Source organism: Nocardiopsis sp. NPDC006139, assembly GCF_040614155.1.
GTDB classification, from domain to species: domain Bacteria; phylum Actinomycetota; class Actinomycetes; order Streptosporangiales; family Streptosporangiaceae; genus Nocardiopsis; species Nocardiopsis changdeensis.
Genome location: NZ_JBEXTT010000001.1, coordinates 264,738 through 291,556 on the forward strand (window position 1 = coordinate 264,738; position 26,819 = coordinate 291,556).

Sequence of the window (26,819 nt, forward strand, 5' to 3'; positions counted from 1 at the left end):
GTACTCTTACGCCCTGTACGGCCCATTGGCCGTGAACGGTCGCAGGAGCGGCGGACGGGCTCGGGACGGTGAGGAACGGGAATGGCCGACGAACGGGTGCTGGGCGGCCGCTACCGTCTGCTCTCCCTCCTGGGCCGGGGCGGCATGGGCGAGGTGTGGCGGGGGGTCGACGAGCTCCTGGACCGCCCGGTCGCGGTCAAGCTGGTGCGCGCCGAGCGGGGCGGCTCCGACGAGGCCGCCGCCCGGTTCCGCCGCGAGGCGCGGGTGACCGCGCGCCTGGCCGGCCACCCGAACATCGTCATCCTGCACGACTTCGGCCAGGAGTCCGACGGCTCGGTGTACACGGTCATGGAGCTGGTCGCCGGGCGGCCGCTGGCGGACGTGCTGCGCGAGTCCTCCCCTCTGCCGGTCGAACGCGCCGCCGACCTGATGTCCCAGGCCGCCTCCGGGCTGGGCGCGGCGCACGCGGCCGGGATCGTGCACCGCGACGTCAAGCCCGGCAACCTGATGGTGATCGGTGAGCGGACCGGGCTGTACGGCGGCACCCTGAAGGTCCTGGACTTCGGCATCGCGGGGCTCACCGCGTCGGAGCAGAGCCGCCGCCTCACCCAGACCGGCCGGGTGCTGGGCACCCCCCTGTACATGGCCCCCGAGCAGGTGCGGGGCGAGCGGGTGGGCCAGGCGGGCGACCTGTACTCGCTGGGCGCGATCCTGTACCAGATGCTCACCGGCGAGCCCCCGTTCCCCGGCGACGACCCGCTGACGGTGCTCCGCGGCCACCTGCGCAAGAGGCCGCGGCCGGTGGCGTCCCTGCGGCCCGGGCTGCCCGGGCCGCTGGCGGAGCTGGTGGACGCCCTGCTCGCCAAGCGTGCCGAGGAGCGCCCCGCCTCCGCCGAGGAGGTGCGCGAGCGCCTGGCGCCCTTCGCGGTGCCCCGCCCCTCGCGCCCGACGGTCGGCCCCGACACCGGGGGGTCGCTGCCGGTGCCCAGGACCCTGCCCTACACGGAGGCCGCGCCCCCGCCGCCCGCCGCCCGCGACGGGGACCGGACCGAGCTGCGGCTCCTGGTGGAGCGGGCCCAGGAGACCGCGGGCGAGGGCCGGTTCGCGGAGGCGGCCGCGCAGCTGCGCCCGCTGCTGCCCCGGCTGCGCGCGGCGTTCGGCCCCGACGATCCCGAGACGCTGCGGGCCCGGCGCCGGGAGGCGTACCTGACGGGCAAGGGCGGCGCGCACGCGCGGGCGGCGGAGTCGATGGAGGCGCTGCTGCCGGACATCCTGCGGGTGCACGGCCCCCGGCACCCGGAGACGCTGACGGTGCGCTACTACCTGGCGACCAACGCGGGCCGGGCGGGCGACCACGCCAGGGCGGCGCGGGTGCACGCCGAGCTGCTGCCGGACCTGGCGGCCGTGTACGGGCCGGACTCCGAGCGGGTGCTCACCACCCGGCTGTACCTGGCGTTCGAGACCGGTGAGGCGGGTGAGCCGGAGCGGGCGGTGGAGGTGCTCGACGGGCTGATCCCGGAACTGGAGCGGGTGCTGGGCGCCGACCACCCCACGACGCTGCGGGCCCACCACTACCAGGCGGCCTACCTGGGGCACGCGGGCGACCCGGCGGAGGCCGCCCGCCGGTACCGGAAGCTGGTGGCGCGGCACGTGCGGGTGTTCGGCGAGGAGTCCCCGGAGACCGTGCGCGTGGCGGCCCACCTGCGCCGCTGGCACGGCCTGGCCAAACGGGACCGACCCACGGCCTGAGCGGCGGGCTACCGGGCGGCGGCCTCGGGCGGCCCGGGGTGTCCGTTCGGGGGCCGATCGACCGGAAGGGACGTGGATGTCGCCGCCGGGCGCTAGTGTTCTGGCCATGGCCACCAAGGACCTCAACGAAATCATGGAAGCCGGGTGGGCGAAGGCCCTGGAGCCGGTCGCGCCGCAGATCACCGCGATGGGTGACTTCCTCCGACAGGAGGTCGCCGAGGGGCGCACCTACCTGCCCGCCGGCGAACACGTCCTGCGCGCTTTCCAGCAGCCGTTCAAGGACGTCCGCGTGCTCATCGTGGGCCAGGACCCCTACCCCACGCCCGGCAACCCGGTGGGGCTGAGCTTCTCCGTCGCCCCCGGTGTGCGGCCGCCCGCGAGCCTGAAGAACATCTACAAGGAGATGCAGGACGACCTGGGCCTGCCGATCCCGAACACCGGCGACCTCACCCCGTGGACGAAGCAGGGCGTGCTGCTGCTCAACCGGGTCCTGACCGTGCAGCCCGGTTCGCCCGCCTCCCACAAGGGCAAGGGCTGGGAGGCCATCACCGACCAGGCCATCCGGGCGCTGGCCGAGCGCGGCGGGCCGCTGGTGGCGATCCTGTGGGGCCGCCAGGCGCGCGACCTGCGGCCGCTGATGCCGGGGGTCCCGTGCGTGGAGTCGGCGCACCCGAGCCCGATGTCGGCGCGCAACGGGTTCTTCGGGTCCAAGCCGTTCAGCCGGACGAACGAGATGCTCAAGGAGCAGGGCGCGGAGCCGGTGGACTGGAGCCTGACCTAGCCCGCCCCGTACGCACATCCCCCATACCCCTGTCGACCTGCGGACTCGGCACCGTCCCCCGGTGCCGGGTCCGACCCGTGTCCCGCCCCCCGACGACGGAAGGTCCCCCCGTGGCCAAGCAGCTGTCCTACGCGGACGCCCTGAAGCTCCTGGGAAAGAACGACTCCGAGGTCCTGGCCGTGGCCGAGAAACTGGCCGACGGGGGGCTGGGGGCGCTGGGGGTGCCGGACCTGTTCGGTATCAGGGGCATGGTGGTCGGGAAGGGCCGCAAGGCGCTGGAGGGGATGCGGGACAAGCTCAGGGGCGAGAGCCGGATGTCCCGGACGGAGAAGATCCTGGCGGCGGAGCGGATCCTGGTCGTCGTCTCCTTCTTCGAGGCGGTGGAGGAGGCCTGGGAGCAGGCCGGGATGCCCTTCCCCTTCAGGGACCTGGAGATCACCGCCGAAGAGCAGACCGCCTTCTCCGAACGCGCCCTGAGCGGACCGTCCGCGCCGATCGTGCTGCGGACCTCTCCCGAGCCGGAGGCCGGGGCGGAGGCCGACTACTCCGGGTACAGGTCCCTGAAGGACCTCATCCGCTTCGAGGCGTTGCAGGACGACTTCCTGTCGATGGTCGTCGGCCTGGCCGTGTCCGAGGCCCACGGGATCACCGACGTGCACCACGGCCGGATCCTTCTCCTGAAGCGGCGCCTGGCCGGGGCGGCCGAGCTCCGCTACCGCGAACACCGGCGGGCGCTCATGGCCGACGTCCCCGAATTCGCGATGTGGGCGCAGGAACGGGAGCACACCCGGACCCGGGACAGACTGGACACCGGCCTGGCCGAGATGGGCCGCCTGCTCGGCTCGATCGCCTCGGACCGCCCGGTGGAACGGCGGAGGGCGGAGCTCTCCGCCCTCTACCGGAGTGTCCTGCACCGGCCGGTCCTGCCCGCGGACGACGGCCCCGCCGAAGGCCTGGTCCTGCCCACACTCGGAGACGCGTACATCCCACCGCGCGGGCGGGTCGCCATGAACGGGGCCGACGCGGTCCCCTCCTCGGAGAAGTGGTGGGCGGACATCGAAGCCACGGACGACATCGCGGGGTTCGTCTCCGCCCGTCTCGTGCACCCGCGCGGCGCGGAGGCCCCGACCGTCATCCTCGGGCACCCGGGTTCCGGGAAGTCCAAGTTCACCGAGATGCTCGCCGCGCAGCTGCCGCCGTCGGACTTCCTGCCGATCAGGGTGGAGCTGCGCTCCGTCCCGCCCGACGCCTCGATCCCCCGGCAGATCGAGGAGGGCCTGGCCGCCGCCCTGCACACCCGGGTGTCCTGGCGGGAGCTGGCGGACTCCGCCGACGGGGCGCTGCCGGTGATCATGCTGGACGGGTTCGACGAACTGCTCCAGGCCACCGGCGTCGACCGCTCCGACTACCTCGAACAGGTCCAGGAGTTCCAGCGGCAGCAGGAGGCGATGGGGCTCCCCGTGGCCGTCATCGTCACCAGCCGCACGGTCGTGGCCGACCGCGCCCGGTTCCCCAAGGGGACCGCGATCGTCAAGCTCGAACCCTTCGACGAGGCTCGGATCGACCGGTTCCTCCAGGTGTGGAAGGCGGCGAACGCACGGCCCGGAGCCGATCCGGAGGCGCTGTCCACCGCTGTGGTCCTGCGCTACCGAGACCTGGCCGAGCAGCCGCTGCTCCTGGCGATGCTGCTCCTCTACGACGCCGAGGACGGCGCGCTGCGCCGCGCCGACCGGCACCTCACCCACGGGGAGCTGTACGAGCGGCTGCTCACCGCCTTCGCGCGACGCGAAGTGAGGAAGCACCGGTCCGCGCTCGACCGGGACGGTTTCGACCGGGCGGTCGAGGAGGAGCTGCGCCGTTTGGAGGTCACGGCGCTCGCGATGTTCGCCCGGCGGCGGCAGCACGTGACCGCCGGGGAGCTGAACCGGGACCTGGGCGTCCTGATGCCCGGAACCGGACGGCAGGCGGCCGACGCGGACCCGCACGGCCGGATCGACCCGGCCCACCGGGTGCTGGGCCGGTTCTTCTTCGTGCACGAGGCACGGGCGCGGACCGTGGACGGGACCGCGAGCGTGTTCGAGTTCCTGCACGCCACCTTCGGCGAGTACCTGGTGGCGCGGGCCGTCGTCGCGGCGCTGGACTACCTCGCCGAGACCCGGTCGCTCGCGCGGCGCCGGCGCGGGTCGGTGCAGGGGTCCGATGACGGCGAGCTGTACGCCCTGCTGTCGTTCGCCTGCCTGCCCGGCCGGGAGAAGATCACGGACTTCCTCGACGAGGAGCTGGAGAAGAGGTTCCCCCGGGGGACGGAGGCACGGTCGGATCGTGCCCGGCTGCTCATCGAACTGTTCCAGGAGGCCCCGTTCCCGGCGGCCGACCGGTCCCGTGGTGACTACGAGCCGACACGCCTTCCGATCACCATTCGACAGGCCAACTACACCGCGAACCTCATCGTCCTGCTGGTCCTGGCCCGTGAGGACCCGGTGGGGCTGGAGGAACTGTTCCCCGAAGCCCCCAACCCCCTGGCGGAATGGCGCAACGCGGCGAACCTGTGGCGGACATTGCAGAGCTCGGAATGGTTCTCCCTCCTCCGCACGGTGCGGGTGAAGCACCTGGACGCCTGGGACAGGGACCGGCGGCACACGGTCGTCGTCCGCGAGCACGGCGAACCGGTGAACGTCGGAGAGTGCATCGGCTTCGAGCTGTACACGGACGTGGACGCGACCCCCGATGTCCTCGACCCCTACCAGGTGACCCTGCCGTACGCGTCCACCACGTCGCGGATGCTGCGCGCCACGTCCATGCGCGTCAACGGCACCAACGCACGCACGGTCCTGGGCACCCTCCCCTACCTCCACCGGGTGTCGTACGACCTGGGGGGCTGGTTCCTGGACCCGGGGAGACAGAGAACGTGGACCGAGATGCACGAGGTCCTGCGCCTGCGGCTGGAGCCGCCGGAAACGGATTTCGGCGCCCGCATCTCCAGCTACCGCAGGCTTCTCTCCGGCAACCACCTGGGACGCGTGGAGCTGCTCGCCCTGCGGCAGGCCGCAGAGGATGCGAACTGGGCCTTCGACGACCTCCGGTGGAATCCCGCCGGCGGCCGCCCCTCGTCCCAAGGCCGTGAAGAGCTGCGGAGGACGGTCGCGGACTACCTGACGGGCCTCGAACACTTCGAACAGGAACCCGGATCCTCCCAGGGCCAGGTGACGGACTCGGTCCGTTCGGTCCTCGGCCGGTTCCCGCCGGGCTACCTACCGAATGGGATCATGAACCGCTTCCACGACCTCACCGACATATCACCTGTTCCGGACGGAGGGCACCAGGGCTACAGCCATCCACCCATCGTCATCAGCCCTCCCGGAAGCGGGGAGCACTGACCCCGGCCGGACCGCGCCTCCCATCCCCCGAACCACCCCCGACGACGGAAGGTCCCCCCGTGGCCAAGAAGCTCTCCTACGCGGATGCACTGAAGATCCTCGGCAAGAAGGACTCCGACGCCTGGGACCTCGCCGAGCGGCTCGCCGACGGCGGCCTCGGCCTCCTCGGGGTCCCCGACCTGTTCGGGCTGCGGAGCCTGCTGGTGAGCAAGGGCCGCGAGGCGGTGGAGGGCATCCGGGAGCACCTGCGCGGCGAGAGCCGCCTGACCCGGACCGAGCGCATCCTCGCCGCGGAGCGCATCCTCGCGGCGGTCGCCTTCCTGGAGGCCCTGGACGAGGTCTGGGAGGCCGCCGGCGCGCCGCTGACCCTGGACGAGCTCGGCCTCTCGGAGGAGGACCGGGCCGCCCTGTTCGGCCCCCTGCTGTCCCCCGGCCGACCCGGCCGGGTGGCGCTCCCCCACCGCTGGAACGCCGACGCCGACACCGGCCCGCGGGCCCTGGAGGCCGCCCCGCAGGAGGCCGCCGCCCCGTCCGGAGCCCCCTGGACGCACGCGCCCGGCGTGGAGGAGGCGGCCTGGCGGGAGTACTTCGACGGCCTGGCCGAGGCCTTCCAGAACGCGGTGCCGCAGGTGGCCGCCGCCCGCGGGCACGGCCTCGACTCCCCCGCCCACCCCCTGCTGACCTCCGTGGGCCGGGAGCTGGGCCGCCGGTCGACCGAGCGCTACGAGGAGCTGCACCGCCTCCTGGCCGCCGACGTCCCCGAGTTCGCGCTGTGGGCGCACCAGGTCGAGCACCGGCGTACCCGCTCCGCCGTCGACGACGGCCTGGGCGAGCTGCGCCGCCTGCTGGCGACCGTGGCCTCGGACCGTCCCGTGGACCGGCGCCGCGAGGAGCTGTTCGCCGCCCACCGCGCGGTGCTGGAGCGCCCCGTGCTGCGCGCCTCCGACGTCCCGCCCGGGCTGGTGCTGCCCTCGCTGGCCGACGCCTACATCCCCCCGCGCGGGCGCGTCGCGGTCATCACCCCCAACTCGGTCCCCTCCTCCGAGGAGTGGTGGTCCCTGCACCGGCCGGTGGACGACCTGTCCGCGTTCATCGCCGCCCACCTGACCCACCCCGACGCCACCGACCGCCCCACCGTGGTGCTCGGGCACCCCGGCGCGGGCAAGTCGAAGTTCACGGAGGTGCTGGCCGCCCGGCTGCCGGCCTCGGACTTCCTGCCCGTGCGCGTGGAGCTGCGCGCGGTCAGCCCCAACTCGCCCATCCACGTGCAGATCGAGGAGGGCCTGGCCGCCGCCCTGCACACCCGCGTCTCCTGGCGCGACCTGGCCGACTCGGCCGACGGGGCGCTGCCCGTCGTCATCCTGGACGGCTTCGACGAGCTCCTCCAGGCCACCGGCGTCGACCGCTCCGACTACCTCGAACGCGTCCAGGAGTTCCAACAGCAGCAGGAGGCCATGGGCCTGCCCGTGGTGGTCGTCGTCACCAGCCGCACCGTCGTCGCCGACCGCGCCCGCTTCCCGCGGGGCACGACCGTCATCAAGCTCGACCCCTTCGACGAGCCGCGGATCGGCCGCCTGGTGGGCATCTGGAACCGGGCCAACGCCCGGGCGGCGGACGCGACCGGGGCGCTGACCACCGAGGCGGTGCTGCGCTACCGCGACCTGGCCGAACAGCCGCTGCTGCTGATGATGCTGCTCATCTACGACGCCGAGGACGGCGCGCTGCGCGGCACCGACCAGGGGCTCACCCACGGGGAGCTGTACGAGCGGCTGCTCACCATGTTCGCCCGCCGGGAGGTGGACAAGCACCACTCCGGCCTGGGCCGGGACGACCTCGCCGAGGCCCTGGAGGGCGAGCTGCGCCGCCTCGAGGTGGCGGCGCTGGCCATGTTCACCCGGCGCAAGCAGAACGTCAGCGCCGAGGAGCTGGACCGCGACCTGGCGGTGCTGCTGCCCGAGGCCGCGCTGGACCCGGACGAGACGGGGATGCACGGCCGGATCGACCCGGCCCACCAGGTGCTGGGCCGGTTCTTCTTCGTGCACGAGGCACGGGCCCGGACCGGTGACGGAACGGCGAGCGTGTTCGAGTTCCTGCACGCCACCTTCGGCGAGTACCTGGTGGCGCGGGCTGTGGTCGCGGCGCTGGAGGAGCTGGACGCCTCCCGCTCGCGGACCTCGCGGCGGCGCGGCCGGGCCCGGCGGATCGACGACGGTGAGCTGTACGCGCTGCTGTCGTTCGCCTGCCTGCCGGGCCGGGACAAGGTGCCGGACTTCCTGGCCGAACTGCTGGAGCGGCGGTTCGCCGAGGACCCGGGGCTGCGCGGCGACTACTCCGACCTGCTCATCGAGCTGTTCCGGGAGGCGCCGTTCCCGGCGGCCAACCGCTCCTACGCCGATTTCGAGCCCCAACGCCTGCCGGTCACGGTCCGCCAGGCCAACTACACGGCGAACCTCGTCGTGCTGCTGGTGCTGGTGCGCGAGGACGACGTGGACCTGGACGAGCTGTTCCCGCAGTCGGCCGGGCCGATGACCGAGTGGCGCAACCTGGTGGGGGTCTGGCGCTCCCTGGACAGCCCGGAGTGGTTCGGCCTCCTGAACACCGTGCGGCTGCGCCACATGCAGTCGTGGACCCGCGAGGGCAGCCGCAGGCTGCTCTCGCGCGAGGTGGGCGACCCGGTGAACGTCGGCGAGTGCGTCGGGTTCGAGCTGCACACGGACGTGGAGGTGCGCCCGGACGTCTACGACCCCTACGGCATGACGATCGCCTACAACCGGACGATCTCCCGGCTGCTGCGCTCCATCTCCATGCGCGTCAACGGCAGCGGGGCCCGCGTCCTCCTGGGGATGCTGCCCTACCTCGGCGAGGTCCACGGCGACATGGGGGCCTGGTTCCTGGACCCCGACGGCGACAGCGCGTGGCTGGAGCCGCACGAGGTGCTCAAGCTGCGGCTGTCCCCTCCCCACATCGACCCCGAGGGCCGCCTGAACGCCTACCGCCGCATGCTCACCTCCACCCAGCTGGGCCGGCTGGAGCTGCTGGTGCTGCGGCAGGCGACCGAGGACCTGCGCTGGCCGGGCACCGGGGACGACGCGGAGTACTCGCCCCTGCGGCGCCTGGTCCGGGAGTACCTGTCCGGGGTCGACTCCGTGGTCTCGGGGAACCGGCTGGCGAAGGACGCCGTCGCCCCCGTGCTGGCCCTGTTCCCCCCGGGCTTCCTCCCGGACGGGACGGTGGAGCGGATCATCGCCATCGTCGACCAGGAGAACCCCCAGCGCGGCAGGCGCACCCGCGTGGCCGCCCACCTGCGTTGACCGGCGGGTCCCGGCGGGCCCGTCCGGTCCCGGTTCCGCCCGCCGGGCGGAACCGGGACCGGTACCGCTCAGCGGGCGGCGGCCGCCGTCACCCGCTCCACCAGGGCGGGCAGCACCTTCCCGATGGAGTCGTGCACGGCCGCCGAGGCGAAGTCGTCGTAGGGCGTCTCCTCGCCGTTGACGATGACCAGGGACGCCCCCGCCATCATCGCCATGTCGCACAGCCCCGCCACCGGGTGGACGGTCAGCGACGTGCCGACCGCCAGGAAGACGTCGCAGTCGCGGGTGGCGTGCGTGGCCGCCAGGATGACGTCCGGGTCCAGGTGCTGGCCGAACGAGATCGTGTCCGACTTCTGGATGCCGCCGCAGGCCGTGCAGCGCGGGTCGGACTCCTCGTCCAGCCGGGCCAGCACCTCGGGGGTGGGGGTGCGCAGCCCGCAGGACATGCACCGCACCCACAGCATGGTCCCGTGCACCTCGACCACCCGCTCGTCGGACACGCCGCCCCGCTGGTGCAGGCCGTCGATGTTCTGGGTGATGAGCGCGCGCAGCCGCCCGGTGCGCTCCAGGTCGGCCAGGGCCCGGTGGGCGGCGTTGGGCTCGGCGTCCCACACCTGGTGGGCGCGGCGCTGGGCCCAGACCCGGCGCCGGACGTCCACGTCGCCCATGTAGATGGTGATGTCGGACTGGGCCTGGGCGTCGGGGTCGGTGGTCCACACCCCGTTGGGCCCGCGGAAGTCGGGGATCCCCGAGTCGGTGGACACGCCGGCGCCGGTGAGGACCGTGATGCGGTCCGCGGCCTCCAGCAGTTCGGCGGCCCGCTCGAACGCCTGGGGATCGGCGAACGCTGGGGAGTCTGTCGTCATCGCGGCCCTACCTCGATCTTGCGGCGACTTGGTGTCGGCTTTCCCTCTGCTTGACGGAGGGCGGCCCCGTGCACCCCCTGCACACCCTAGCCTCGGAAAGCACACGAAGGCACGCAGGACCGACGCCCCCTCCGATGCACACGAGAAGGGCAAAGGGTGCGAAAATCAGCACGATCATGAAGCAGCCGTCCTACATCCTCGTGGTCAACGGGACCAAGGTGCAGCGCCCCGTCTTCCTGCTGGGCGCTCCCCACTCCGGTGTCCCCGAGATCGCCCGCGCCCTTTCCCGCACCCCCGGGTTCCACCTGAGCGCGGGCTCCCCGGGCGTGCTCAACGCCGTGTACGCCGTCGCCCGAAGACCCTCGCTGGCCCTGGAGAAGGCGGCGGGCACGGCCTCCCTGCTGCGCGAGGCGTACGCCGAGTCCTGGCAGCTGACGCCGCTGACCTGCCCGCGCTGCGCGGGCCGGTGGGAGCGGGTGCCCGCCAGCGCCGCCGCCGAGCCGTGCGAGCACAGCGCGCAGGCGACCCGGTACGGGGACGCCAGCCCGGACCTGCTGTTCAGCGCCAAGGCCCTGCACGCGGCCTTCCCCGACGCGCTGTTCGTGCAGATCATCCGGGACGGGCGGGACGTCGTCTCGGAGATGCTGGACGACGAGCGCTCGCTGGCCTGGCTCAAGCCGAGCTTCATGAAGCTGGAGCACGAGTTCCCCAACCACTTCTTCGGGCTGGAGGACTCCTCCGACCTGGAGACGTTCGGGGACGGGTCGGTGGAGGCCAAGTGCGCGATGCGCTGGCGGGGCGCGGTGCGCATGTCGGCCGTGCTGAGCCGCGGCCTGGACTCCGGCCGGCTGCTGACACTGCGCTACGAGGACCTGCACGGCGGCGAGGTGCAGGCCGCCAAGAGGCTGCGGGAGTTCACCGGGGTGCGGGTGTCGGCGACGGAACTGCTGATCGAGCGCTCCTGGCGGGTGGGGACCTGGCGGGAGCGGCTGTCCCGGGACCAGCACGCGGACGTGGTGGAGGTGGCGGGGCTGGAGCTGTCCCGCCTCGGCTACGTGTGACCGCGGCGCCGGCGGCCCGGCCGTCCCCCGGCCCGGTTCAGGGTGCCCCGTGGGCGGTGAGCAGCGCGTCGGCGGCGGCCCGGGCGGTGCCGACGGCGTCGGGGACGCCGGTGACGGTCCGGGTGAGGACGGCACCCTCGTGCAGCATGGTCAGGGTGTCGCCGAGGGCCTCGGGACCGCGGGCGCCCGACTCGCGGGCGAGGTCGGTGTACAGGGCGCGCAGCCAGCGCTTCTGCTCCCGGGCCACGGCCCGGCCGGGGTGGTCGGGGTCGGCGAGCTCGGCGTAGGCGTTGACCATGGAGCAGCCGCGCGGGCCGTCCTCGCCTACCCATTCCTCCAGGGCGTCGAAGGTGGCGGCGACGCGCTCGCGCGCCGTGGTGGCGGGGGCCAGGCGGGCTTCCAGGTGGGCGCGCCAGCGGGCGTCGCGGGCGCGCAGGTAGTGGGCGACCAGGGCGGCCTTGGAGCCGAACCGGTCGTAGACGGTCTTCTTGGTGACCCCGGCGTGTTCGGCGACGAGGTCCATGCCGACCGTGTTGATGCCGCGCGAGTAGAACAGCTCGTCGGCGGCGTCGAGGATCCGGCGGGCGGCCGGGGTGAGGGGACGGGCGGCGCGGTCTGCCGGGCCGGCCCCGGTGGCGGCGGTCATGGCTCCCCCTGGAGGCGGACGGGCCGGGGCGGGCGCTCCCGGCCGGAAGGTCACTACATCGCGAGTATACCGACCGGTGTGTTTACCTGGGGGCGGAGGGCACGGACGACGACACCGGAGGTGGAAGGATGCGGCGCTCGCCCGCCCCGGCCCTGCTCGCCGCGGGGCTGGTGGTGATGTGGAGCTCGGGGTTCGTGGGGGCCGAACTCGGCACCCGCCACGCCCCGGCCGAGACCCTGCTGGCCTGGCGGTTCCTGGTGGTCGCCGGGCCGCTGGCCGCGTGGTGCCTGTGGGCCCGCGCGCGCTCGCGGGGCGGACGGACGCGGGCCGCCCGGACCGGCGCGGAAGGGCCCCCGGGGTCCGGGCCCGGAGGCGGGCGTGCCCGGGGCGGACGGATGACCGGGCGGGACGCGGCCGGCCACGCCGCGGTGGGGGCGCTGGCCCAGGCCGGGTACCTGTACGGGGTCTTCGCCGCGGCGGGGACGGGGGTGGCCGCGGGGACGGTCGCGCTGATCGCGGCGCTGCAACCGCTGGTGGCGACGGCGCTGGCGGTGCCGCTGCTCGGGGAGCGGGTCCGGCCCCGGCAGGTCGCGGGGCTGGCGTTGGGACTGGCCGGGGTCGGCCTGGTGGTGGGCGCGGACCTGCGCGCCCCCGGCGCGGCCCCCTGGTGGGGGTACGCGCTGCCGGTCGGGGCGATGCTGTCGCTGGTCGCGGCGACCCTGCTGGAGCGGCGGCTGCGGCCGGGCGGGTCTCCGGCGCAGGCGCTGGCCGTGCAGTGCGGGGTGAGCGCCGTGCTGTTCACGGCCCTGGCGGCGGCGACCGGGACGCTCGCCCCGCCCGCGGACCCCGGGTTCTGGGCGGCCGTGGCCTGGGTGGTGGTGCTGTCGACCGTCGGCGGCTACGGCCTGTACTGGGCCGCCCTGGCGCGGTTCGGGGTCACCCGGGTGTCGGCGCTGCTGTACCTGACACCGCCGACGACCCTGCTCTGGTCCCTGCTGATGTTCGGCGACCCGGTCGGCGCGGCCGCCCTGGCGGGCCTGGCCGTCTGCGCTGCGGCGGTCGTCCTGGTGACGGCCGCCGGCCCCGGCACGGGGCGCGCGGGCCTCAGGCGGGCGAGCGCTCGCGCAGGTCGCCGGGGTCCTCCGTCCCGGGAGCCGCGGTGACACCCGGCCCGGACGACTCCTCGATGCTCTCCAGCATCTCCCGGGTCTCGTCGTCCTCGTCCAGTTCCGCGGCGTCGCGGACGTCCGGGACGACCGCGGTGCACACGATCTCGACCAGCGCCTCCGGCTCCATGAGCTCGGACACCCCGACCACCGTCATCGGCGGGTAGTAGCGGCCCATGTGGCGGCGGTACACCGATCCGATGGTGTTGCTGCTGACCCGGTAGGAGCGCATCGCGGTGGTGTAGATGCGCATGTCGACCACGTGCTCGGGCACGGCCCCGGCGGCGCGCAGCGCCTCCACGACGTTGCCGAGCGCGCGGTCGAACTGCTGGACCACGCCGTCCCCGGCCACCGCCCCGTCGGAGCGGCGGGCGATCTGACCGCCGATGTGGACGACCTTGCCCGGTGTCACCACCAGGGCGTGGGAGAACCCCACCGGGTCGGCGAGGGTCAGCGGATTGACGATCTGGTGCGGTGTGGTGTCCACCGGCGGGCCCTTCCGGTCGCGGGGCGGCCCACCGGCCGCGTCCGGGCGGACACCCCACTGGGAGTCGCCCGGGCGGGCGGCTACGATGAGCCCATGTCGATCACTTTCCTGCTGTCCGCGCTCGCCCTCGTCGCGGTGCTCGCGCTGTTCGCCGCCATCTTCGTCGGCGGCTTCGTCTACGTCATGCGCATGAAGCGCCAGGGCACCGAGGCCACCCTGGCCGGCGCGCGCAGGCGCCGCGAGCTGCGGCAGAGCTAGGCCGGACCCGGCGGAACGCTCCCGGCGGCGCGTCCGCCGGAGGTGTCCCGCGAACGCGGGGCGGCGAACGGTCAGTCGCCGTCGAACGCGTCGGGGTCGGGGCCGGTCCTGGCCCCGCGGTCGAGCGCGCCGATGCGGTCCATCTCCTGGTCGGTGAGCTCGAACCCGAAGATGTCGAAGTTGGCGCGGATGCGCTCGGGCGTCGCCGACTTGGGAATGACGACGTTGCCGAGCTGGATGTGCCAGCGCAGCAGCACCTGGGCGGGCGTGCGCTCGTGCGCCTCGGCGATCCCGATGACCGTGTCGTCGGTGACGAGGCGGCCGTGCGCGAGCGGGCTCCACGCCTCGGTGACGATGGAGTGCCGCCGGTCGAACTCGCGCAGCTCCGCCTGGGCCAGCAGCGGGTGCAGCTCGACCTGGTTGACCATGGGCGTGATGCCGCCCTCCTCCATGACCCTCTCCAGGTGCGCGATCTGGAAGTTGGACACCCCGATGGCGCGCGCCCGGCCCTCCGCGTACAGGTGCTCCAGGGCCTTCCAGGTCGGGACGTAGAGGTCCCGGGCGGGCAGCGGCCAGTGGATCAGGTACAGGTCCAGGGTCTCCAGGCCCAGGCGTTCCAGGGTGGCGTCGAAGGCCCGCAGGGTGGCGTCGAAGCCCTGGTCGGGGTTGGCGACCTTGGACGTGACGAACAGGTCGTCGCGGTCGATGCCCGAACGCCGCAGCGCCTCGCCGACACCGCGCTCGTTGCCGTAGGCGGCGGCCGTGTCGATGCTGCGGTAGCCGGTCTCCAGCGCGGTGGTGACCACGTCGACGACCCGGTCGTCGGGGACCTGCCACACGCCCAGGCCCAGCTGCGGTATGCGCAGCCCGTTGTTGAGTGTGAGCTCGGGAACCGTCATCGTCCTCATCGCCGTCATCCCCCGTCGGCCCGTAACGCCCTCGCCTCCCGCCGAAGGGCCGTCGGCGGGCCCGCGGCCTCCCCCGGGCCGCACACTTGGCATACTGCCACGGCGGACCGGCCGCGCTCCGGTGGCTGCACCGCCGCCGTACGGGCTTTTTACCCGGGAGGCCGCCGATCGCACCGCCGATCCGGTGGCGGGGGCCGCCGAACCGTGGCGGCGCACGGGCGTAGCCGGGGGTGTCCGAGGACGCCGACGTAGACGCCACCGGGCGGCGGCGTACGGGCACGGTGACCGGCAGAAACGCGACGTGGCGCGTGACGCGGCGCGCGGGCACGACGGTCCGGGCACGCCGTCCGGGCGGCGGCGCACGGGCACGATGGTCCGCGGACGCGCGGCATGACGGGTGGCGCCGCGCGCGGGCACGGAGTCCGCGGGTACGACGGTCCGGGGGCACGCCGGCCGGGCGACGACGAGGTGAGGGGCGGGGATGGGACGGGAGCGGCGGGCCGCGGTGGGCGCGGAGCTGATGCGGGACCGCGCCGCGCTGGTGGAGCGGATCGTGGCCGAGGTGCACGCGGAGGTGCCCGCCTACCGGGCGCTGCACGGGTCGCAGCTGGCCGAGGTGCGGGCGATCACGGCGTGGCTGGTGACCCGCTCCCTGGAGCTGTGGGCGGCCGGGGCGACCCGGCTGGCCGCGGAGGACGTGGAACGGCTGCGGGAGATCGGCCGCAGCCGGGCGGCCGACGGCCGGTCGATCGGCGCCGTGGTGCGGGCGCACCGGGTGGGGTCGGTGGCGGCCGTGCGGGCCGTGGCCGAGTGCGCGGGCGACCGGCTCGACACCGCGGACGTGTTCGCTCTGAGCGAACTGTGGATGACCTCCATCGACCAGATCTCCGAGAGCCTGGCCGCCGGGCACGCCGAGACCGCCCGCCGGATGGACGCGGACCTGGAACGGGCGCGGCGCACCTTCCTGGACGACCTGGTCATCGGCCGACAGGCCTCGCGCGGCGCCATCCGCGACCGGGCGCGCACCCTGGGCATCGCCCCGCCGGACCCGGGGGCGCTGGTGGTGGCCGAACCGGTCGGCGACCGGACCCCGGTGACGGTGTCGGGCGCCCTGGAGCTGGCGGCCCGGATGGAACCCGCGGGCGGCGACCCGCTGGTGACCACGCGCTCGGGGCGGGCGGTGCTGCTGCTGGCACCCGACGACGCCGGCCGGGCGGCGCGGGCGCTGGACGGCGGCCGCTGGCGGGGCTGCATCCCGGCGCCGCGGCCGCTGGCGGACGTGTCGGCGGCCTACCGGCTGGCCGACGGGGCCCTGGAGACGGCGCCGCCGCACGCGTTCGGGACCGGCGGGCTGCTCGGCGAGGCCGACGCCTGTGTGCTGGCGCTGCTCAACGGCGGCCCGGTCGCCCCGGACGCGGTGCGCCGGGCCGTGCTGGGGCCGCTGCTGACCGAGTCGGGCGCGCACCTGCTGGAGACGCTGCGCGCGTACTTCCGGGAGGGCGCGGCGACCGCGGCCGCCGACGCCCTGCACGTCCACGCCCAGACCCTGCGCTACCGGCTGCGCCGGGTGCGGGAGCTGACCGGCCACGACCCGCACCGGCCGTGGTCCCGGTTCGTCCTGGAGACGGCCTGCGCCATCGCCCCCTGACCGGGGTGACCGGGGGTCAGTCCCCGCTCCGCCCGATGACCTGGTCCCGGTAGGCCTGGAACTCCTCCCAGGACTCCCCGCCCCCCTCGTCGGAGAAGAACTCCCCGTCCGAGCAGTCGAGGGCGCGGCAGTCCAGCAGGCGGGCCATGCGCCGCAGGGGGGTCACGGGGTCCCCGCCGCCGCGGATGTGCAGCATGATGCTCTGGACCGGGTCCTCGGAGCCGATGCCCAGCTCCATCGACCACCCGTCCTCCCTGTCCTCGAGAATGCCCCACGTGGGGTCGGACAGGTTCGTCTCGGGGAAGGCCGTGCGGATCCGGTGCAGGACCTCGGCCGCCGGGCCGATCGGCGGCGGCGGGTCGTCGTCGGACAGGTCGTCCACGGAAACGGCGTCCTCGGGGAAGCGCATCAGCAGTACGTCCCAGCTCACGGGGTCTCCTCTGCTCGGGGGTGGGGCACGGGGAGAACGGTAGCGGACCCGTACGACGGGTGAGTCTCCGGAACCGGCCGGTCACGCGCCCCCGTCCGGAGCGGCACGGCCCCGATCGCGCCCGAGCGCCCGGGCCAGGTCCTCCTGGAACCGTGCGCGGGAGCCCCCGTCCTGCTCCCAGTCGTCCCAGGTGACGATGTCACCGGAGGACAGGTCCAGGGCCCGGCAGTCGAACAGGTCGGCCAGGTACAGCACGGCGGGCACGCTGCCGCCGCCCCGCATGCGCACCATGAGGCTCTCGACCGGGTCCCGGTCGCCGATGACCAGTTCCAGCAGCCATCCGGCGCCCCGGGCTCCCGGTTCCTCCAGGAAGCCCCAGGCGGGGTCGGACAGGTCCACGCCGGGGAAGGCGGTACGCAGGCGGTCCAGGACCCCGGCCGCCGGACCGATCGGCGGCGGCGCGTCGTCGTCGGTCAGGTCCGCCACCGAGGTGACGTGGTGCGGCAGCCGCATCAGCACGATGTTCCAGCTCATGGAGGGCTCCGGGAGGGGTTCGGGGGCGTGCGGGGCGAGGGTAGCGGACCCGTACGACAGGCGGGTGTCCGGAACCGGCCGCGGGGCGCGGCGTGGGGGCGGGGCGCGGGGTACGCGGGTGGGTAGGAGTCAGGGGTCCCCGCAGACACACCCCGAAAGGCCCCGGTATGTCCGTCTCCCCTCCGCAGCTGCACGGCCCCGCGTTCGAGGCCGACCCGCACCCCGCCTACCGGTGGCTGCGCGAGCACTCCCCCGTCCACCGTGTGGACCTGCCCGGCGGGGCGTGGGCGTGGATCGTCACCCGCTACGACGACGCCAAGGCGGTGCTCGCCGACCCCGACATGCTCAAGAGCCCGCACGCGGGGAACGAGGTCTGGCGCAAGGCCGGGCTCGGGCTGCCCTACGACCACCGGCCTTCACTGATGCTCAGCATGGTCAACGTGGACGCCCCCGACCACACCCGGCTGCGCCGGGCGGCGGGCGCGGCGTTCACCCCGCGGCGGGTGCGGACGCTGGTGGAGCGGGCCGGGCGCGTGACCGCCGGCCTGCTGGACCGGATCACCGCCGACGGCTCGGGCGAGGCCGACCTGGTGCGGGACCTGGCCTATCCGCTGCCCATCACGATCATCTGCGACATCCTCGGCGTGCCCGAGGCGGACCGGGCGGAGTTCCACCGCCGGGCCGCGGTGATCGACTCCTCGTCCTACGAGGAGCTGGAGGCGATCGCCGCCACCACCGACTGGTTCGACTCCTACCTGGGCTCCCTGGTGGACGCCCGGCTGGCCGCGCCCTCCGACGACCTGCTGGGCGACCTCGTGGAGGCGCACCGGCGCGGGGAGATGAGCCGCGACGAGGTCACCTCCGCGGCGTTCCTGCTGCTGGTGGCCGGGCACGAGACCACGGTGGCGCTCATCGGCAACCTCTTCCACCTGCTGCTGCGCCACCCCGACCAGCTGGAGCGGCTGCGCGCCGACCGTTCTCTGGTGGGGCCGGCCATCGAGGAGGCGCTGCGGATGGAGAGCCCCCTGCAGAACGCCACCTGGCGCTTCCCGCGCCGGGCTGCCACCGTGGGCGGGGTGGAGCTGGCGGCGGGCGAGCCGATCCTGGTGTCGCTGCTGGCGGCCGGGCGCGACCCGGCCCGCTACGAGGACCCCGACGCCTTCGTCCCCGAGCGGAACGACTCGCACCTGGCGTTCGGGCACGGCGCGCACTTCTGCATCGGGGCGCAGCTGGCCCGGATGGAGGCGCAGGTGGCGGTGAACGCGGCGCTGGACCGGCTGCCCGGGCTGCGCCTCGCCGAGGACGCCGAGGACCTGCGCTGGTGGCCGAGCATGATCATGCACGGGCTGTTCGCGCTGCCGGTCCGGTTCGACCCGGCCTGACCGGCTCCGGGGCTCCCGCCACCGCCCCCCGGGGCCCTGCTCCGCGGCCCCGGGGGGCGGTGGGCACCGAGCGCGGGCGAGCGGACGGGAGCCGAAGAAGCACCGAAAACTTACCTGTGATTGGTCCGTTATGCGGGCTTCGCGGGGGGTAGGGGGCGGAGACTGGCAGGCGGGGTTCCGACAGGGGCTCCCGTCGCAGGACACGAGTCACATCGACTGGAGGGGGACCAGAGGTGACGACCGCGGAGAACAGGTCAGGGACGGCGTCCAAGCCCAAGGGAAGCCAGCCCTGGCTGCACCAGAAGGGCAAGGAGATCCAGGAGTTCGGCACGGTCCGCCAGCTCCCGGTGGGGCTGTCCTACGACGCGCGCATGTACTCGTGCCAGCGGCTCAACCAGGTGCTGTGCGACACGAGGATCCTGCACGACCTCTACAAGAAGCACCACTGGCTGATGCGCGGCCAGACCTTCTACCAGCTGCACCTGCTCATGGACAAGCACGCGGACGAGCAGCTGGAGCTCATCGACTCCGTCGCCGAGCGGATCCAGACCCTGGGCGGCGTGGCGGTCGGCGACCCCCGGCACGTCGCGGAGATCACCAACATCCCGCGCCCTCCGAACGGCGTCGAGGAGGTCCCGGCGATGCTCTCGCGCCTGCTGGAGGCGCACGAGACCATCCTGGAGGAGGCGCACGACGCGGCGGCCCGGGTGCAGGAGCTGGGCGACGACGGTACCAACGACCTGCTGGTGTCGGACGTCATCCGCAAGAACGAGCTCCAGGCGTGGTTCGTGGCCGAACACCTGGTGGACACCCCGCTGGTGCACTCCTAGAGGACACGGCGCACGGGGCCGGGCGAGCCGCCCGGCCCCTTTTCCGTGCTCCCGGGCGGGGGCGGCGTGGGGCGGGGTCGGGCCGGCGCGTCGGCGGTGCGGCCGTCGCGGGAGCGGCACGGCGCTAGATTGGTGGCCCCGCCACGCCACGACCCCCCGGAGGACGACGTGCCCCGTATCGGCATCACCGGACACAGCGACCTGGGCGAGGAGACCACCGCCCTGGTGCGGCGGGCCCTGGACCGCGAGTTGGCGGCGTTCGGCGGCGGACCCGAGCTGGTCGGGGTGACCTGCCTGGCCAAGGGGGCCGACCAGGTGTTCGCCGAGTCGGTGTGGGAGGCGCGCGGGACCCTGGAGGTGATCCTGCCGTCGGTCGACTACCGGGAGACCAAGGTCGGGGCGGACGACCTGTACCGGTTCGACGGGCTGCTGATGCGCGCCGCGGCGGTGCGCTTCATGCCGTTCCGCACCGCCGACGAGGAGGCGTACGCGGCGGCCAACACCGCGGTGCTGGCCCGCGTGGAGCGGCTGTTCGCGGTGTGGGACGGCAGGCCCGGAACCGGGAGGGGCGGCACCGCCGACGCGGTGGCCACCGCCCGGCGCCACGGGGTGCCGGTGCACGTGGTCTGGCCCGAGGGCGCGGTCCGCGGGTAGGGCCGGGGCCCGGGAGCCCGCGCGGGCTCTCCCGGGTGGCGCTCACCGTGTTCTCGGCCTTCTCTCAGCAGGAGTCCGTACCTTGCCCTCAGGGCCCCGGCGAGCGGGGCCGGCACGGACGGGGGACGCATGGACGGGAACGTGTTCCGGGGGCCGGTGCTGGACCGGCGGCGGGCGATCGTGCTGGGCGGCGGCGCCGTCGCCGCGGGGGTGGCGGGGTGCTCGGCCGAGGCGTCCGGGGGCGGCTCGGGAGCGGCGGCCACACCGCCGCCGAGCGCCTCCGAAGGGGTGTGCGTGCTGTCGCCGGAGGTCACCGAGGGGCCGTACTACCTGGACGGGATGCTGGTCCGGGAGGACATCACCGAAGGCAAGCAGGGGTTCCCGCTGGAGCTGGCGATCACGGTGGTGGACTTCGAGAACGGGTGCGCGCCGCTGACCGGCGAGGGTGTGGCGGTGGAGATCTGGCACTGCGACGCCTGGGGCTACTACTCGGGGTACACGGAGGCGAGCCCGGGCGGGGAGGTGCCGCCGGAGGACGGGGAGGGCGGAGAGCAGTCGTTCCTGCGGGGGATCCGGCCTGTCGACGGGGAGGGGACGGCGCGGTTCACCACGATCGTGCCGGGGTGGTACAGCCCGCGTGTCACGCACATCCACCTCAAGGTGCACACGGAGGGGGAGATCGGCACGACCTACGAGGGCGGAACGACGGTCCACACGGGGCAGCTGCTGTTCTCCGACGCGTTCTGCGCGGAGGTGGCGGAGCGGGAGCCGTACTCCGAGCACGTGCTGGAGCTGACGCCGGTCGAGGAGGACCAGGTGTTCCGGGAGGCGCAGGCGGTGGAGGGTGACCCGGACAGCATGGTGGTCACCCCGGCCCCGGTGACGGAGGGGACGCCGGAGGACGGGTACACGCTGGCGGTGGCGGTGGGCGTGACCATGGACGCGTCGCCGGGCGGTGGCGGTGGCGCCCCGGGCGGCGGAGGCGGCGGGGAACCGCCACAGGGCGACGCCCCGCCCGGGGACGGCACTCCCCCGGCCCCGCCGCAGGAGTGACCGGGGGCGGTGCGGGGTCGTGGTGGACGCCTCGGGTCCGGGCCGGCCACTGGCGGCCGTCGATCAGCTCGCGGCCAGCGTCCAGGTGCCCGGCATGGCAGGCGGTCTCGGCGCTGACGTGCAGCAGCGCGTCCCGCAGGGTGTGTAGGTGCGGGACGCCGAAAAGGTGCCGCAACCGCTAGGCCAGAAGGGCGGAGCACAGTGCGGCCGACGGCACCCCGTGCCGCCAACAGACCACCGTGCCCCGCCCTGCACCGCCTGCGCGCGTGCGGGGCCGACACGGCCACACGCCTCACCCTCACCCTCACCGCCAGGAACAGCCCGCCCGCGTGCGCGGGTCTGACGGGGAACTTGTTTACCACGGTAAACACCTGGGCGGTCCATCCCCGCGTGCGCGGGGCTGACGGGCCGACCGTCGACGTGTACCCCGTCGGCGTCGGTCCATCCCCGCGTGCGCGGGGCTGACATGACGGTGCCGACGTTGAAAAAGTGCAGGTGCGGTCCATCCCCGCGTGCGCGGGGCTGACGGCGGCAGGTCCACGTTCCGGTACGAGTCCTCCGGTCCATCCCCGCGTGCGCGGGGCTGACCGATGCAGCCCGCACCCCCGGAGGGGTGCGGGCGGTCCATCCCCGCGTGCGCGGGGCTGACTGGTGGATGATCCGGCCGGATTCGGTGAGCCGCGGTCCATCCCCGCGTGCGCGGGGCTGACTTCCCCTGGGCGGACGGGGGCAGCCGCGCGAACGGTCCATCCCCGCGTGCGCGGGGCTGACACCTTCGGCCAGTGCGTTTCGGACAGGACAGCCGGTCCATCCCCGCGTGCGCGGGGCTGACGTCGCCAGCGACGAGGTCCCCGACGACACGTTCGGTCCATCCCCGTGTGCGCGGGACTGACAGTTAACGACCTGGGGAAACGCGGGGCGTTATCTCCGCGTTACATGCACTTCGGTGCGGCCGGAGCCATCACCTCCGGACACTGTGGCACGAGAACCGGAGCAGGCTCAAGGCGAGCAGAGGGACAGCACGGTTGTCCGCCGGCGTGTTCCGCATCCCCTCCCGGGCGTCGCCGTGGAGCAACCGTCACCCGAGGCCGTCCGGAACGATACGAAGCTTCTCCGCGATGCGGGCCAGGGCCTTCTGGTCGGTCGGACTCAACGCGTCGAGAACGACGGCGCGCACGGAACGCAGGTGCGTGGGAGCCGCCGCCTCCACAACATCGAATCCGGCGTCGGTGAGTTCGGCGAGGGTGTACCGGCCGTCGGACGGGTCCGGCATCCGCACGACCCAGCCCCGCTGTTCACAGCGCTTGACGACGTTGGACAGGCGGGAAAGCGAGCCACTGGCCAGAAAGGCCAACTCCCCCATCCGCAGCTTGCGCTGCGGCGCCTCGGAGAGGTGGCTGAGCACGAGGTACTCGAACAGGGTGAGGCCGTTCTCCTGCCGCAGCGGCGACTCCAGCTTGCCGGGCAGGAGCAGCACGAGGGAGATCAGCCCCGTCCACGCCGCCTTCTCCTGCTCGTCGAGCCACCGCAGTTCGCCGTCCTCGTGCTCGGCCGTGTCGCCCATGAACCTTCCCGTCCTTCCGGTGCGGTCCGCCATCACTTGACGCTTGAAGTCATCGCTTGCTAGCTTCACTTTACGCGTGAACTCATCGAAGAGGAAACGCACCCCTACGGACAGGAAGATGTGCCATGAGCACCGTCACCTTCGGCATCACTCCGGGCTTCGGGGAGAAGCTGCACGCAGCCCTCGGCTACAGCGGAGCCGTCCGCGTCGGCGACCGGGTGGAAATCTCAGGCCAGGCCGGGGTGGACGACGACCTGGTCGTCCCCGACTCCCTGGAGGACGAGATCGTCCTGGCCTTCGACAATGTGGAGCGCACGCTCGCCACAGTCGGCGCGACCTGGAAGGACGTCATCCACGTGAACTCGTACCACAAGGTCGCGCCGGAGGACCAGGTCATCGGCGAGGACCACAACGCGGTCATGGCCGAGCAGTTCCGCCGCCGACTCGGCGGCCGCGCGCCCATCTGGACCGAGACCGGCGTCACGGCCCTCGGCCTCGCCGCCATGCGCGTGGAAATCCGCGTGACCGCCATCGTCGGCTCCGGGAACTGAACCGTCGTCTTCGGCGACCGAACGGGGGCCGCCGAAGACCGGAACACACCTTTGCGCGGCAGGCGGCCACCCCGGTTTCGGGTGGCCGCCTGCCGCGTGCCGGAACCACTGGCAGCTCCCGCCTCGGCGCTTGAGCGACAGCCCCTACCAAGCGCGCGGAGCTGACACCCTGTTCCGAGAACAGGTCCAGGAGGGCTTCGGCCCATCCCCGCGCGGGCGAGGCTAACCACACCACCATCACCGGGAACACCGGCACCCGGCGTCCAGCCCCGCGTACGCGGGGCTGACGGCGAGTACCGGACCAAGAACGGCGACGGCCTGGGCCCCTCCCCGCGCGGGCGAGCTGACAGCCAACGAACCGGGCGAACGCGGGTCGTCATCCCCGCGCATGCGCGCCTCGATGCGACTTGAGCCATCACCTCCGGACACTGTGGCACGGGACTCGGCGCGGACTCGAAGCAAGCAGCGGAAACCGGCGCGGCCGGAGCGAACGGGCATACGCGAGGCCCACCACCCCCGCCAGAGCACACCGGGCACCGCCCGACCAGGGGCGGACACACCAGCCAGGAGGCTCCCCTTCCCGAGCGGTCCTCACTCCCCCGGGTCGCCCACCTTTCGAACACGGGTGTCCGCCGCGTGCAGCGGGGTGCCGTCGGCGGCGGTGGGAGCGACCGGGGGGACCGGCGCCCCCGTGGCGAGGACGAGCAGCTCCGAGTGCTCCTCCCCCGGCTCGAAGGCGTGGCGCTCCCCCCACTGGCGCAGGGCCACGACCACGGTGAACAGGTCCCGCCCCTTGTCGGTGAGGACGTACTCGTTGCGCGTGCCGCGCTCGTTGGGGCGCTGCTCCATGACCCCGACGGCGATGAGCGCGCGCAGGCGGTCGCTGAGGATGTTCCGGGCGATCCCGAGTCCGCGCCGGAAGTCGTTGAACCTGCGGACCCCGTCGAAGGCGTCGCGGACGATCAGCAGCGACCAGCGGTCCCCGAGGAGGTCGAGGGTCCGGGCGACCGGGCAGTGCGGGTCGGTCCATTCCGGGTCCGTCATGCAGCCCCACCTTTCGGTTGCACTTCGCAACCATTTAGCCATAGCCTCTGATTGGTTTCAAACTACTACCTAAATCCGTCGAGGGTGGGCGAATGACCGAGTGCGCGGCCCCCGGGGCCGGACCGAAGGCCGTGACCGGGGCGGTGCGGGGGCTGCTCGCGGTGCTGTGCGCCGTGGCCGTGGCGAACGTCTACTACGCCCAGCCCCTGGTGGAGCGGATCGGGGCCGACCTGGGGATCCCCGAGGCCGGAACGGGGGCGGTGGTGGCCGCGGCCCAGGCCGGGTACCTGGTGGGGCTGGTGCTGCTGGTGCCGCTGGGCGATCTGGTGGACCGCAGAGCACTCATCGCGGTCCAGCTCGCGGCGGTCGCGGCCGGGTGCGCACTGGTGGCCCTGGCCACCGGGAGCGCCGTACTGCTGGCGGGGATGGCCGTGGTCGGCCTGTTCTCGGTGGTGGTGCAGGTGGCCGTGGCGCATGTGGCGGCGGTGAGCGGGCCCGCCGAGCGCGGCCGCAACATGGGCACGGTGACCGGCGGTGTGGTGGTCGGCGTCATCCTGGCCCGGACGGTGTCCGGGACGGTCGCCGACCTGGCCGACTGGCGGTGGGTGTACGCCGGTTCGGCGGTGCTGGTGACGGTGCTGGCCGCGGCCGTCGTGGCCCTGCCGCCCGCGCGGCGGGCCCGCGGGCGGGGCCTGGCGGGCGGCTACGCGCGGGCGGTGGCCTCGGTGTTCACCCTGACCGCGACCGACCGGGTGTTCCGGGTCCGGGCGCTGGTCTGCCTGTTCCTGTTCGCGTCGTTCGGGGTGCTGTGGAGCGGGATGGCGCTGCCGCTGGGCGCCGGGCCCTGGCACCTGTCGACGACGCAGATCGGCCTGTTCGGGCTGGTGGGGGCGGCGGGCGCGCTGGGCGCCGCCCGGGCCGGGCGGTGGGCCGACCGGGGGCTGGGCGGGGCCGTCACCACGGGCTCGCTGGCGGCCGCGGTGGCGGCGTGGCCGCTCATCGGGCAGGCCGGGAACTCGCTGGTGTGGTTCGCGGCGGGGGTGGTGGTGCTGGACTTCGCGGTGCAGGCCGTGCACGTGACGAGCCAGGACCGCATCGTCGCGGCCGATCCGGGGTCGAGCGGCCGGACCATCGGCGCGTACATGGTGTTCTACTCGTCGGGCAGCGCGCTGGGCGCGGTCACCGCCGCGTGGGTGTACGCGCAGGCGGGGTGGGGCGCCGTCAGCGTGCTGGGCGCGGCGTACGCCGGGGCCGCGCTGGCGGTGTGGCTCGCGGACCGGCGCGCGGGGGCGTGAGCGGCGCGGGGGCCCGGCCGGGCCCCGGCGCCCGCGGCTCAGGCCGGAACGGACCTTCGGGCCCCCGTGACCAGGGGCAGCACCTCCGCGCCCACGCGCTGCGCCTCCTCCAGGTGGGGCACCCCCGCGAGGATGAACGCGTCCACACCCAGCGCGATCAGCTCGTCGATCCGCTCGGCGACCTGGGCATGGCTGCCCACCAGGCCGAACGCCGGTCCGCCCCGCAGCAGGCTGAAGCCGCCCCACACGTTCGGCTCCACCTCCAGGTCCCGGTACCCCGACACCGGCCCGTCGATGAACGACAGGCTCCGCGCCGCACCCACCGAGTCCCCCGTCCGCCACTGGGCGAGCGCCGCCGGGTCGGCCGACTCGAACCCGGTCCGCACCACGTCCCACGCCGCCTTCTCGGTCCGGCGCGCGACCACGTCCACCCGGACCGCGAAGCGGGGTGTGCGCCCCAGCGCGGCGCTGTGCTCGCGCACCGCCGCGAACTTCCGCGCCAGGGCCGCCGTGGGCTCCATCCAGGACAGGTAGTGGTCGGCGTGCCGGCCGGCCGCGTCGATCGCCGCCGCGGAGGAGCCGGAGAAGTAGATCTCCGGCAGGTCCTGCGCCGCCAGCGCGTCCGGCAGCGCCCCGTTCTCGACCCGGTGGAAACGCCCGTCGAAGGTGTACGGCCGCTCCTTCCACACCCCCTTGTGGACGTGCAGGAACTCCGAGGTCCGCGCGTACCGGTCGTCGTGGGCGACCTCGTCGCCCCACCACAGCTGCGCGGGCCCGCCCCCGCCGGTGATGACGTTGTAGACCACGCGCCCGTTCGTCGCCCGCTGGAGGCTCGCCGCCATGCGGGCCGCGTGCACCGGGTTCAGGAACCCCGGCTGGAACGCGATCATGAACCGGAACCCCCGGGTCTCGCGCGCCAGCAGCCCCGCGGCGGCCCACGGGTCGTCGGTGAACGGGAACGACGGCATCAGCCCGCCGTAGAACCCGGCCGCCTCGGCGGCGCGCGCCACGTCGGCCATGTGCTCGATGTAGGCGTGCCCGTCGGGGACGCCGCCGCGCAGGGCGGGGGCGATGCGGCCCGGCCCGTCGGGCTCCCAGTCGCCGCGGGTGGCGGCGCGTTCGGTGAGGGACCTCTGGTCCCCGTGCATGCCGATGCGCCAGTAGAAGTCAACGGACACGGTCGGGCTCCCTTCTGTTCGTGTGTCGGAGGCGGGTCAGGACCCG

23 protein-coding genes, 1 pseudogene and 1 CRISPR repeat array are annotated in these 26,819 nt (G+C 74.0%); of the genes and pseudogenes, 14 read left to right on the plus strand and 10 right to left on the minus strand.

Annotation, left to right across the window (positions count from 1 at the left end):
* Positions 1-81: 81 nt before the first annotated feature.
* The 4 genes from ABZ249_RS01040 to ABZ249_RS01055 all read left to right on the plus strand — a co-directional run bounded on the left by ABZ249_RS01040 (position 82) and on the right by ABZ249_RS01055 (position 9,218).
* Entirely contained in the window at positions 82-1,749 is a 1,668-nt protein-coding gene (locus ABZ249_RS01040; protein ID WP_355255437.1) for a serine/threonine-protein kinase, read from the plus strand.
* A gap of 106 nt (positions 1,750-1,855) precedes the next feature.
* Positions 1,856-2,530, plus strand: coding sequence for a uracil-DNA glycosylase (locus ABZ249_RS01045; protein ID WP_220562214.1), 675 nt, complete (start codon positions 1,856-1,858; stop codon positions 2,528-2,530).
* Positions 2,531-2,640: 110 nt separating this feature from the next.
* Positions 2,641-5,907 (plus strand): hypothetical protein, encoded by a 3,267-nt coding sequence (locus tag ABZ249_RS01050; protein ID WP_355255440.1) that lies wholly within the window; start codon positions 2,641-2,643, stop codon positions 5,905-5,907.
* A gap of 59 nt (positions 5,908-5,966) precedes the next feature.
* Positions 5,967-9,218: a hypothetical protein gene (locus ABZ249_RS01055; protein ID WP_355255443.1), complete on the plus strand. Its 3,252-nt coding sequence runs from the start codon at positions 5,967-5,969 to the stop codon at positions 9,216-9,218.
* Positions 9,219-9,286: 68 nt separating this feature from the next.
* Here ABZ249_RS01055 and ABZ249_RS01060 read toward each other — a convergent pair whose 3' ends face one another.
* Positions 9,287-10,084 (minus strand): Sir2 family NAD-dependent protein deacetylase, encoded by a 798-nt coding sequence (locus ABZ249_RS01060; protein WP_355255446.1) that lies wholly within the window; start codon positions 10,082-10,084, stop codon positions 9,287-9,289.
* A 176-nt stretch (positions 10,085-10,260) separates the two neighbouring features.
* On the opposite strand from ABZ249_RS01060, the gene ABZ249_RS01065 reads away from it, so the two are divergent.
* Positions 10,261-11,145: a sulfotransferase gene (locus ABZ249_RS01065; RefSeq protein ID WP_355255449.1), complete on the plus strand. Its 885-nt coding sequence runs from the start codon at positions 10,261-10,263 to the stop codon at positions 11,143-11,145.
* Positions 11,146-11,182: 37 nt separating this feature from the next.
* On the opposite strand, the gene ABZ249_RS01070 is transcribed toward ABZ249_RS01065, so the two are convergent.
* The gene (locus ABZ249_RS01070; RefSeq protein ID WP_355255452.1) at positions 11,183-11,791 is read right to left on the minus strand and encodes a helix-turn-helix domain-containing protein; all 609 of its coding nucleotides are present in this window, start codon (positions 11,789-11,791) and stop codon (positions 11,183-11,185) included.
* Between the two features lie 128 nt (positions 11,792-11,919).
* Here ABZ249_RS01070 and ABZ249_RS01075 point away from each other — a divergent pair, with 128 nt between their 5' ends.
* Positions 11,920-12,954: a DMT family transporter gene (locus ABZ249_RS01075; protein ID WP_355255455.1), complete on the plus strand. Its 1,035-nt coding sequence runs from the start codon at positions 11,920-11,922 to the stop codon at positions 12,952-12,954.
* Here ABZ249_RS01075 and ABZ249_RS01080 read toward each other — a convergent pair.
* Positions 12,896-13,444: a RidA family protein gene (locus ABZ249_RS01080; RefSeq protein ID WP_355255458.1), complete on the minus strand. Its 549-nt coding sequence runs from the start codon at positions 13,442-13,444 to the stop codon at positions 12,896-12,898. The genes ABZ249_RS01075 and ABZ249_RS01080 overlap by 59 nt on opposite strands.
* 93 nt (positions 13,445-13,537) lie before the next feature.
* Between ABZ249_RS01080 and ABZ249_RS01085 the strand changes: the two genes are divergently transcribed.
* Complete coding sequence (locus ABZ249_RS01085) at positions 13,538-13,702, plus strand: hypothetical protein (RefSeq protein ID WP_220562222.1); 165 nt, start codon at positions 13,538-13,540, stop codon at positions 13,700-13,702.
* 71 nt (positions 13,703-13,773) lie between these two features.
* Here ABZ249_RS01085 and ABZ249_RS01090 read toward each other — a convergent pair whose 3' ends face one another.
* The gene (locus ABZ249_RS01090) at positions 13,774-14,601 is read right to left on the minus strand and encodes an aldo/keto reductase (RefSeq protein WP_355255462.1); all 828 of its coding nucleotides are present in this window, start codon (positions 14,599-14,601) and stop codon (positions 13,774-13,776) included.
* 490 nt (positions 14,602-15,091) lie between these two features.
* On the opposite strand from ABZ249_RS01090, the gene ABZ249_RS01095 reads away from it, so the two are divergent.
* Positions 15,092-16,258 (plus strand): helix-turn-helix domain-containing protein, encoded by a 1,167-nt coding sequence (locus tag ABZ249_RS01095; RefSeq protein ID WP_355255465.1) that lies wholly within the window; start codon positions 15,092-15,094, stop codon positions 16,256-16,258.
* A 16-nt stretch (positions 16,259-16,274) separates the two neighbouring features.
* On the opposite strand, the gene ABZ249_RS01100 is transcribed toward ABZ249_RS01095, so the two are convergent.
* Complete coding sequence (locus tag ABZ249_RS01100; protein ID WP_355255468.1) at positions 16,275-16,688, minus strand: hypothetical protein; 414 nt, start codon at positions 16,686-16,688, stop codon at positions 16,275-16,277.
* Between the two features lie 81 nt (positions 16,689-16,769).
* Entirely contained in the window at positions 16,770-17,222 is a 453-nt protein-coding gene (locus tag ABZ249_RS01105) for a hypothetical protein (RefSeq protein ID WP_355255471.1), read from the minus strand.
* Positions 17,223-17,389: 167 nt separating this feature from the next.
* On the opposite strand from ABZ249_RS01105, the gene ABZ249_RS01110 reads away from it, so the two are divergent.
* From ABZ249_RS01110 to ABZ249_RS01125, 4 genes are all read left to right on the plus strand, one after another.
* Positions 17,390-18,604, plus strand: coding sequence for a cytochrome P450 (locus tag ABZ249_RS01110; RefSeq protein WP_355255474.1), 1,215 nt, complete (start codon positions 17,390-17,392; stop codon positions 18,602-18,604).
* Between the two features lie 233 nt (positions 18,605-18,837).
* Positions 18,838-19,434, plus strand: coding sequence for a DNA starvation/stationary phase protection protein (locus ABZ249_RS01115; protein WP_355255477.1), 597 nt, complete (start codon positions 18,838-18,840; stop codon positions 19,432-19,434).
* Between the two features lie 168 nt (positions 19,435-19,602).
* Positions 19,603-20,088: a hypothetical protein gene (locus tag ABZ249_RS01120; protein ID WP_220562229.1), complete on the plus strand. Its 486-nt coding sequence runs from the start codon at positions 19,603-19,605 to the stop codon at positions 20,086-20,088.
* 129 nt (positions 20,089-20,217) lie between these two features.
* Positions 20,218-21,141 carry an intradiol ring-cleavage dioxygenase gene (locus ABZ249_RS01125; RefSeq protein ID WP_355255481.1) on the plus strand — a complete coding sequence of 308 codons (924 nt, stop codon included), beginning with the start codon at positions 20,218-20,220 and terminating at the stop codon, positions 21,139-21,141.
* Between the two features lie 67 nt (positions 21,142-21,208).
* On the opposite strand, the pseudogene ABZ249_RS01130 reads toward ABZ249_RS01125, so the two are convergent.
* Together ABZ249_RS01130 and ABZ249_RS01135 are read right to left on the minus strand one after the other, a co-directional pair.
* A pseudogene (locus ABZ249_RS01130) lies at positions 21,209-21,316 on the minus strand (hypothetical protein); the annotation flags it as partial.
* 140 nt (positions 21,317-21,456) lie between these two features.
* Positions 21,457-22,034: a CRISPR direct-repeat array (repeat unit 29 nt; unit sequence CGGTCCATCCCCGCGTGCGCGGGGCTGAC).
* Between the two features lie 185 nt (positions 22,035-22,219).
* Positions 22,220-22,705, minus strand: coding sequence for a MarR family transcriptional regulator (locus ABZ249_RS01135; RefSeq protein WP_355255484.1), 486 nt, complete (start codon positions 22,703-22,705; stop codon positions 22,220-22,222).
* 125 nt (positions 22,706-22,830) lie between these two features.
* On the opposite strand from ABZ249_RS01135, the gene ABZ249_RS01140 reads away from it, so the two are divergent.
* Entirely contained in the window at positions 22,831-23,256 is a 426-nt protein-coding gene (locus ABZ249_RS01140) for a Rid family hydrolase (protein WP_355255487.1), read from the plus strand.
* Between the two features lie 591 nt (positions 23,257-23,847).
* On the opposite strand, the gene ABZ249_RS01145 is transcribed toward ABZ249_RS01140, so the two are convergent.
* Positions 23,848-24,300 carry a helix-turn-helix domain-containing protein gene (locus tag ABZ249_RS01145; protein WP_355255490.1) on the minus strand — a complete coding sequence of 151 codons (453 nt, stop codon included), beginning with the start codon at positions 24,298-24,300 and terminating at the stop codon, positions 23,848-23,850.
* A gap of 92 nt (positions 24,301-24,392) precedes the next feature.
* On the opposite strand from ABZ249_RS01145, the gene ABZ249_RS01150 reads away from it, so the two are divergent.
* Positions 24,393-25,595 (plus strand): MFS transporter, encoded by a 1,203-nt coding sequence (locus ABZ249_RS01150; RefSeq protein ID WP_355255493.1) that lies wholly within the window; start codon positions 24,393-24,395, stop codon positions 25,593-25,595.
* A gap of 38 nt (positions 25,596-25,633) precedes the next feature.
* Here ABZ249_RS01150 and ABZ249_RS01155 read toward each other — a convergent pair whose 3' ends face one another.
* Positions 25,634-26,773, minus strand: a complete 1,140-nt coding sequence (locus ABZ249_RS01155; RefSeq protein WP_355255496.1) for an LLM class flavin-dependent oxidoreductase — start codon at positions 26,771-26,773, stop codon at positions 25,634-25,636.
* Positions 26,774-26,819 lie beyond the last annotated feature (46 nt).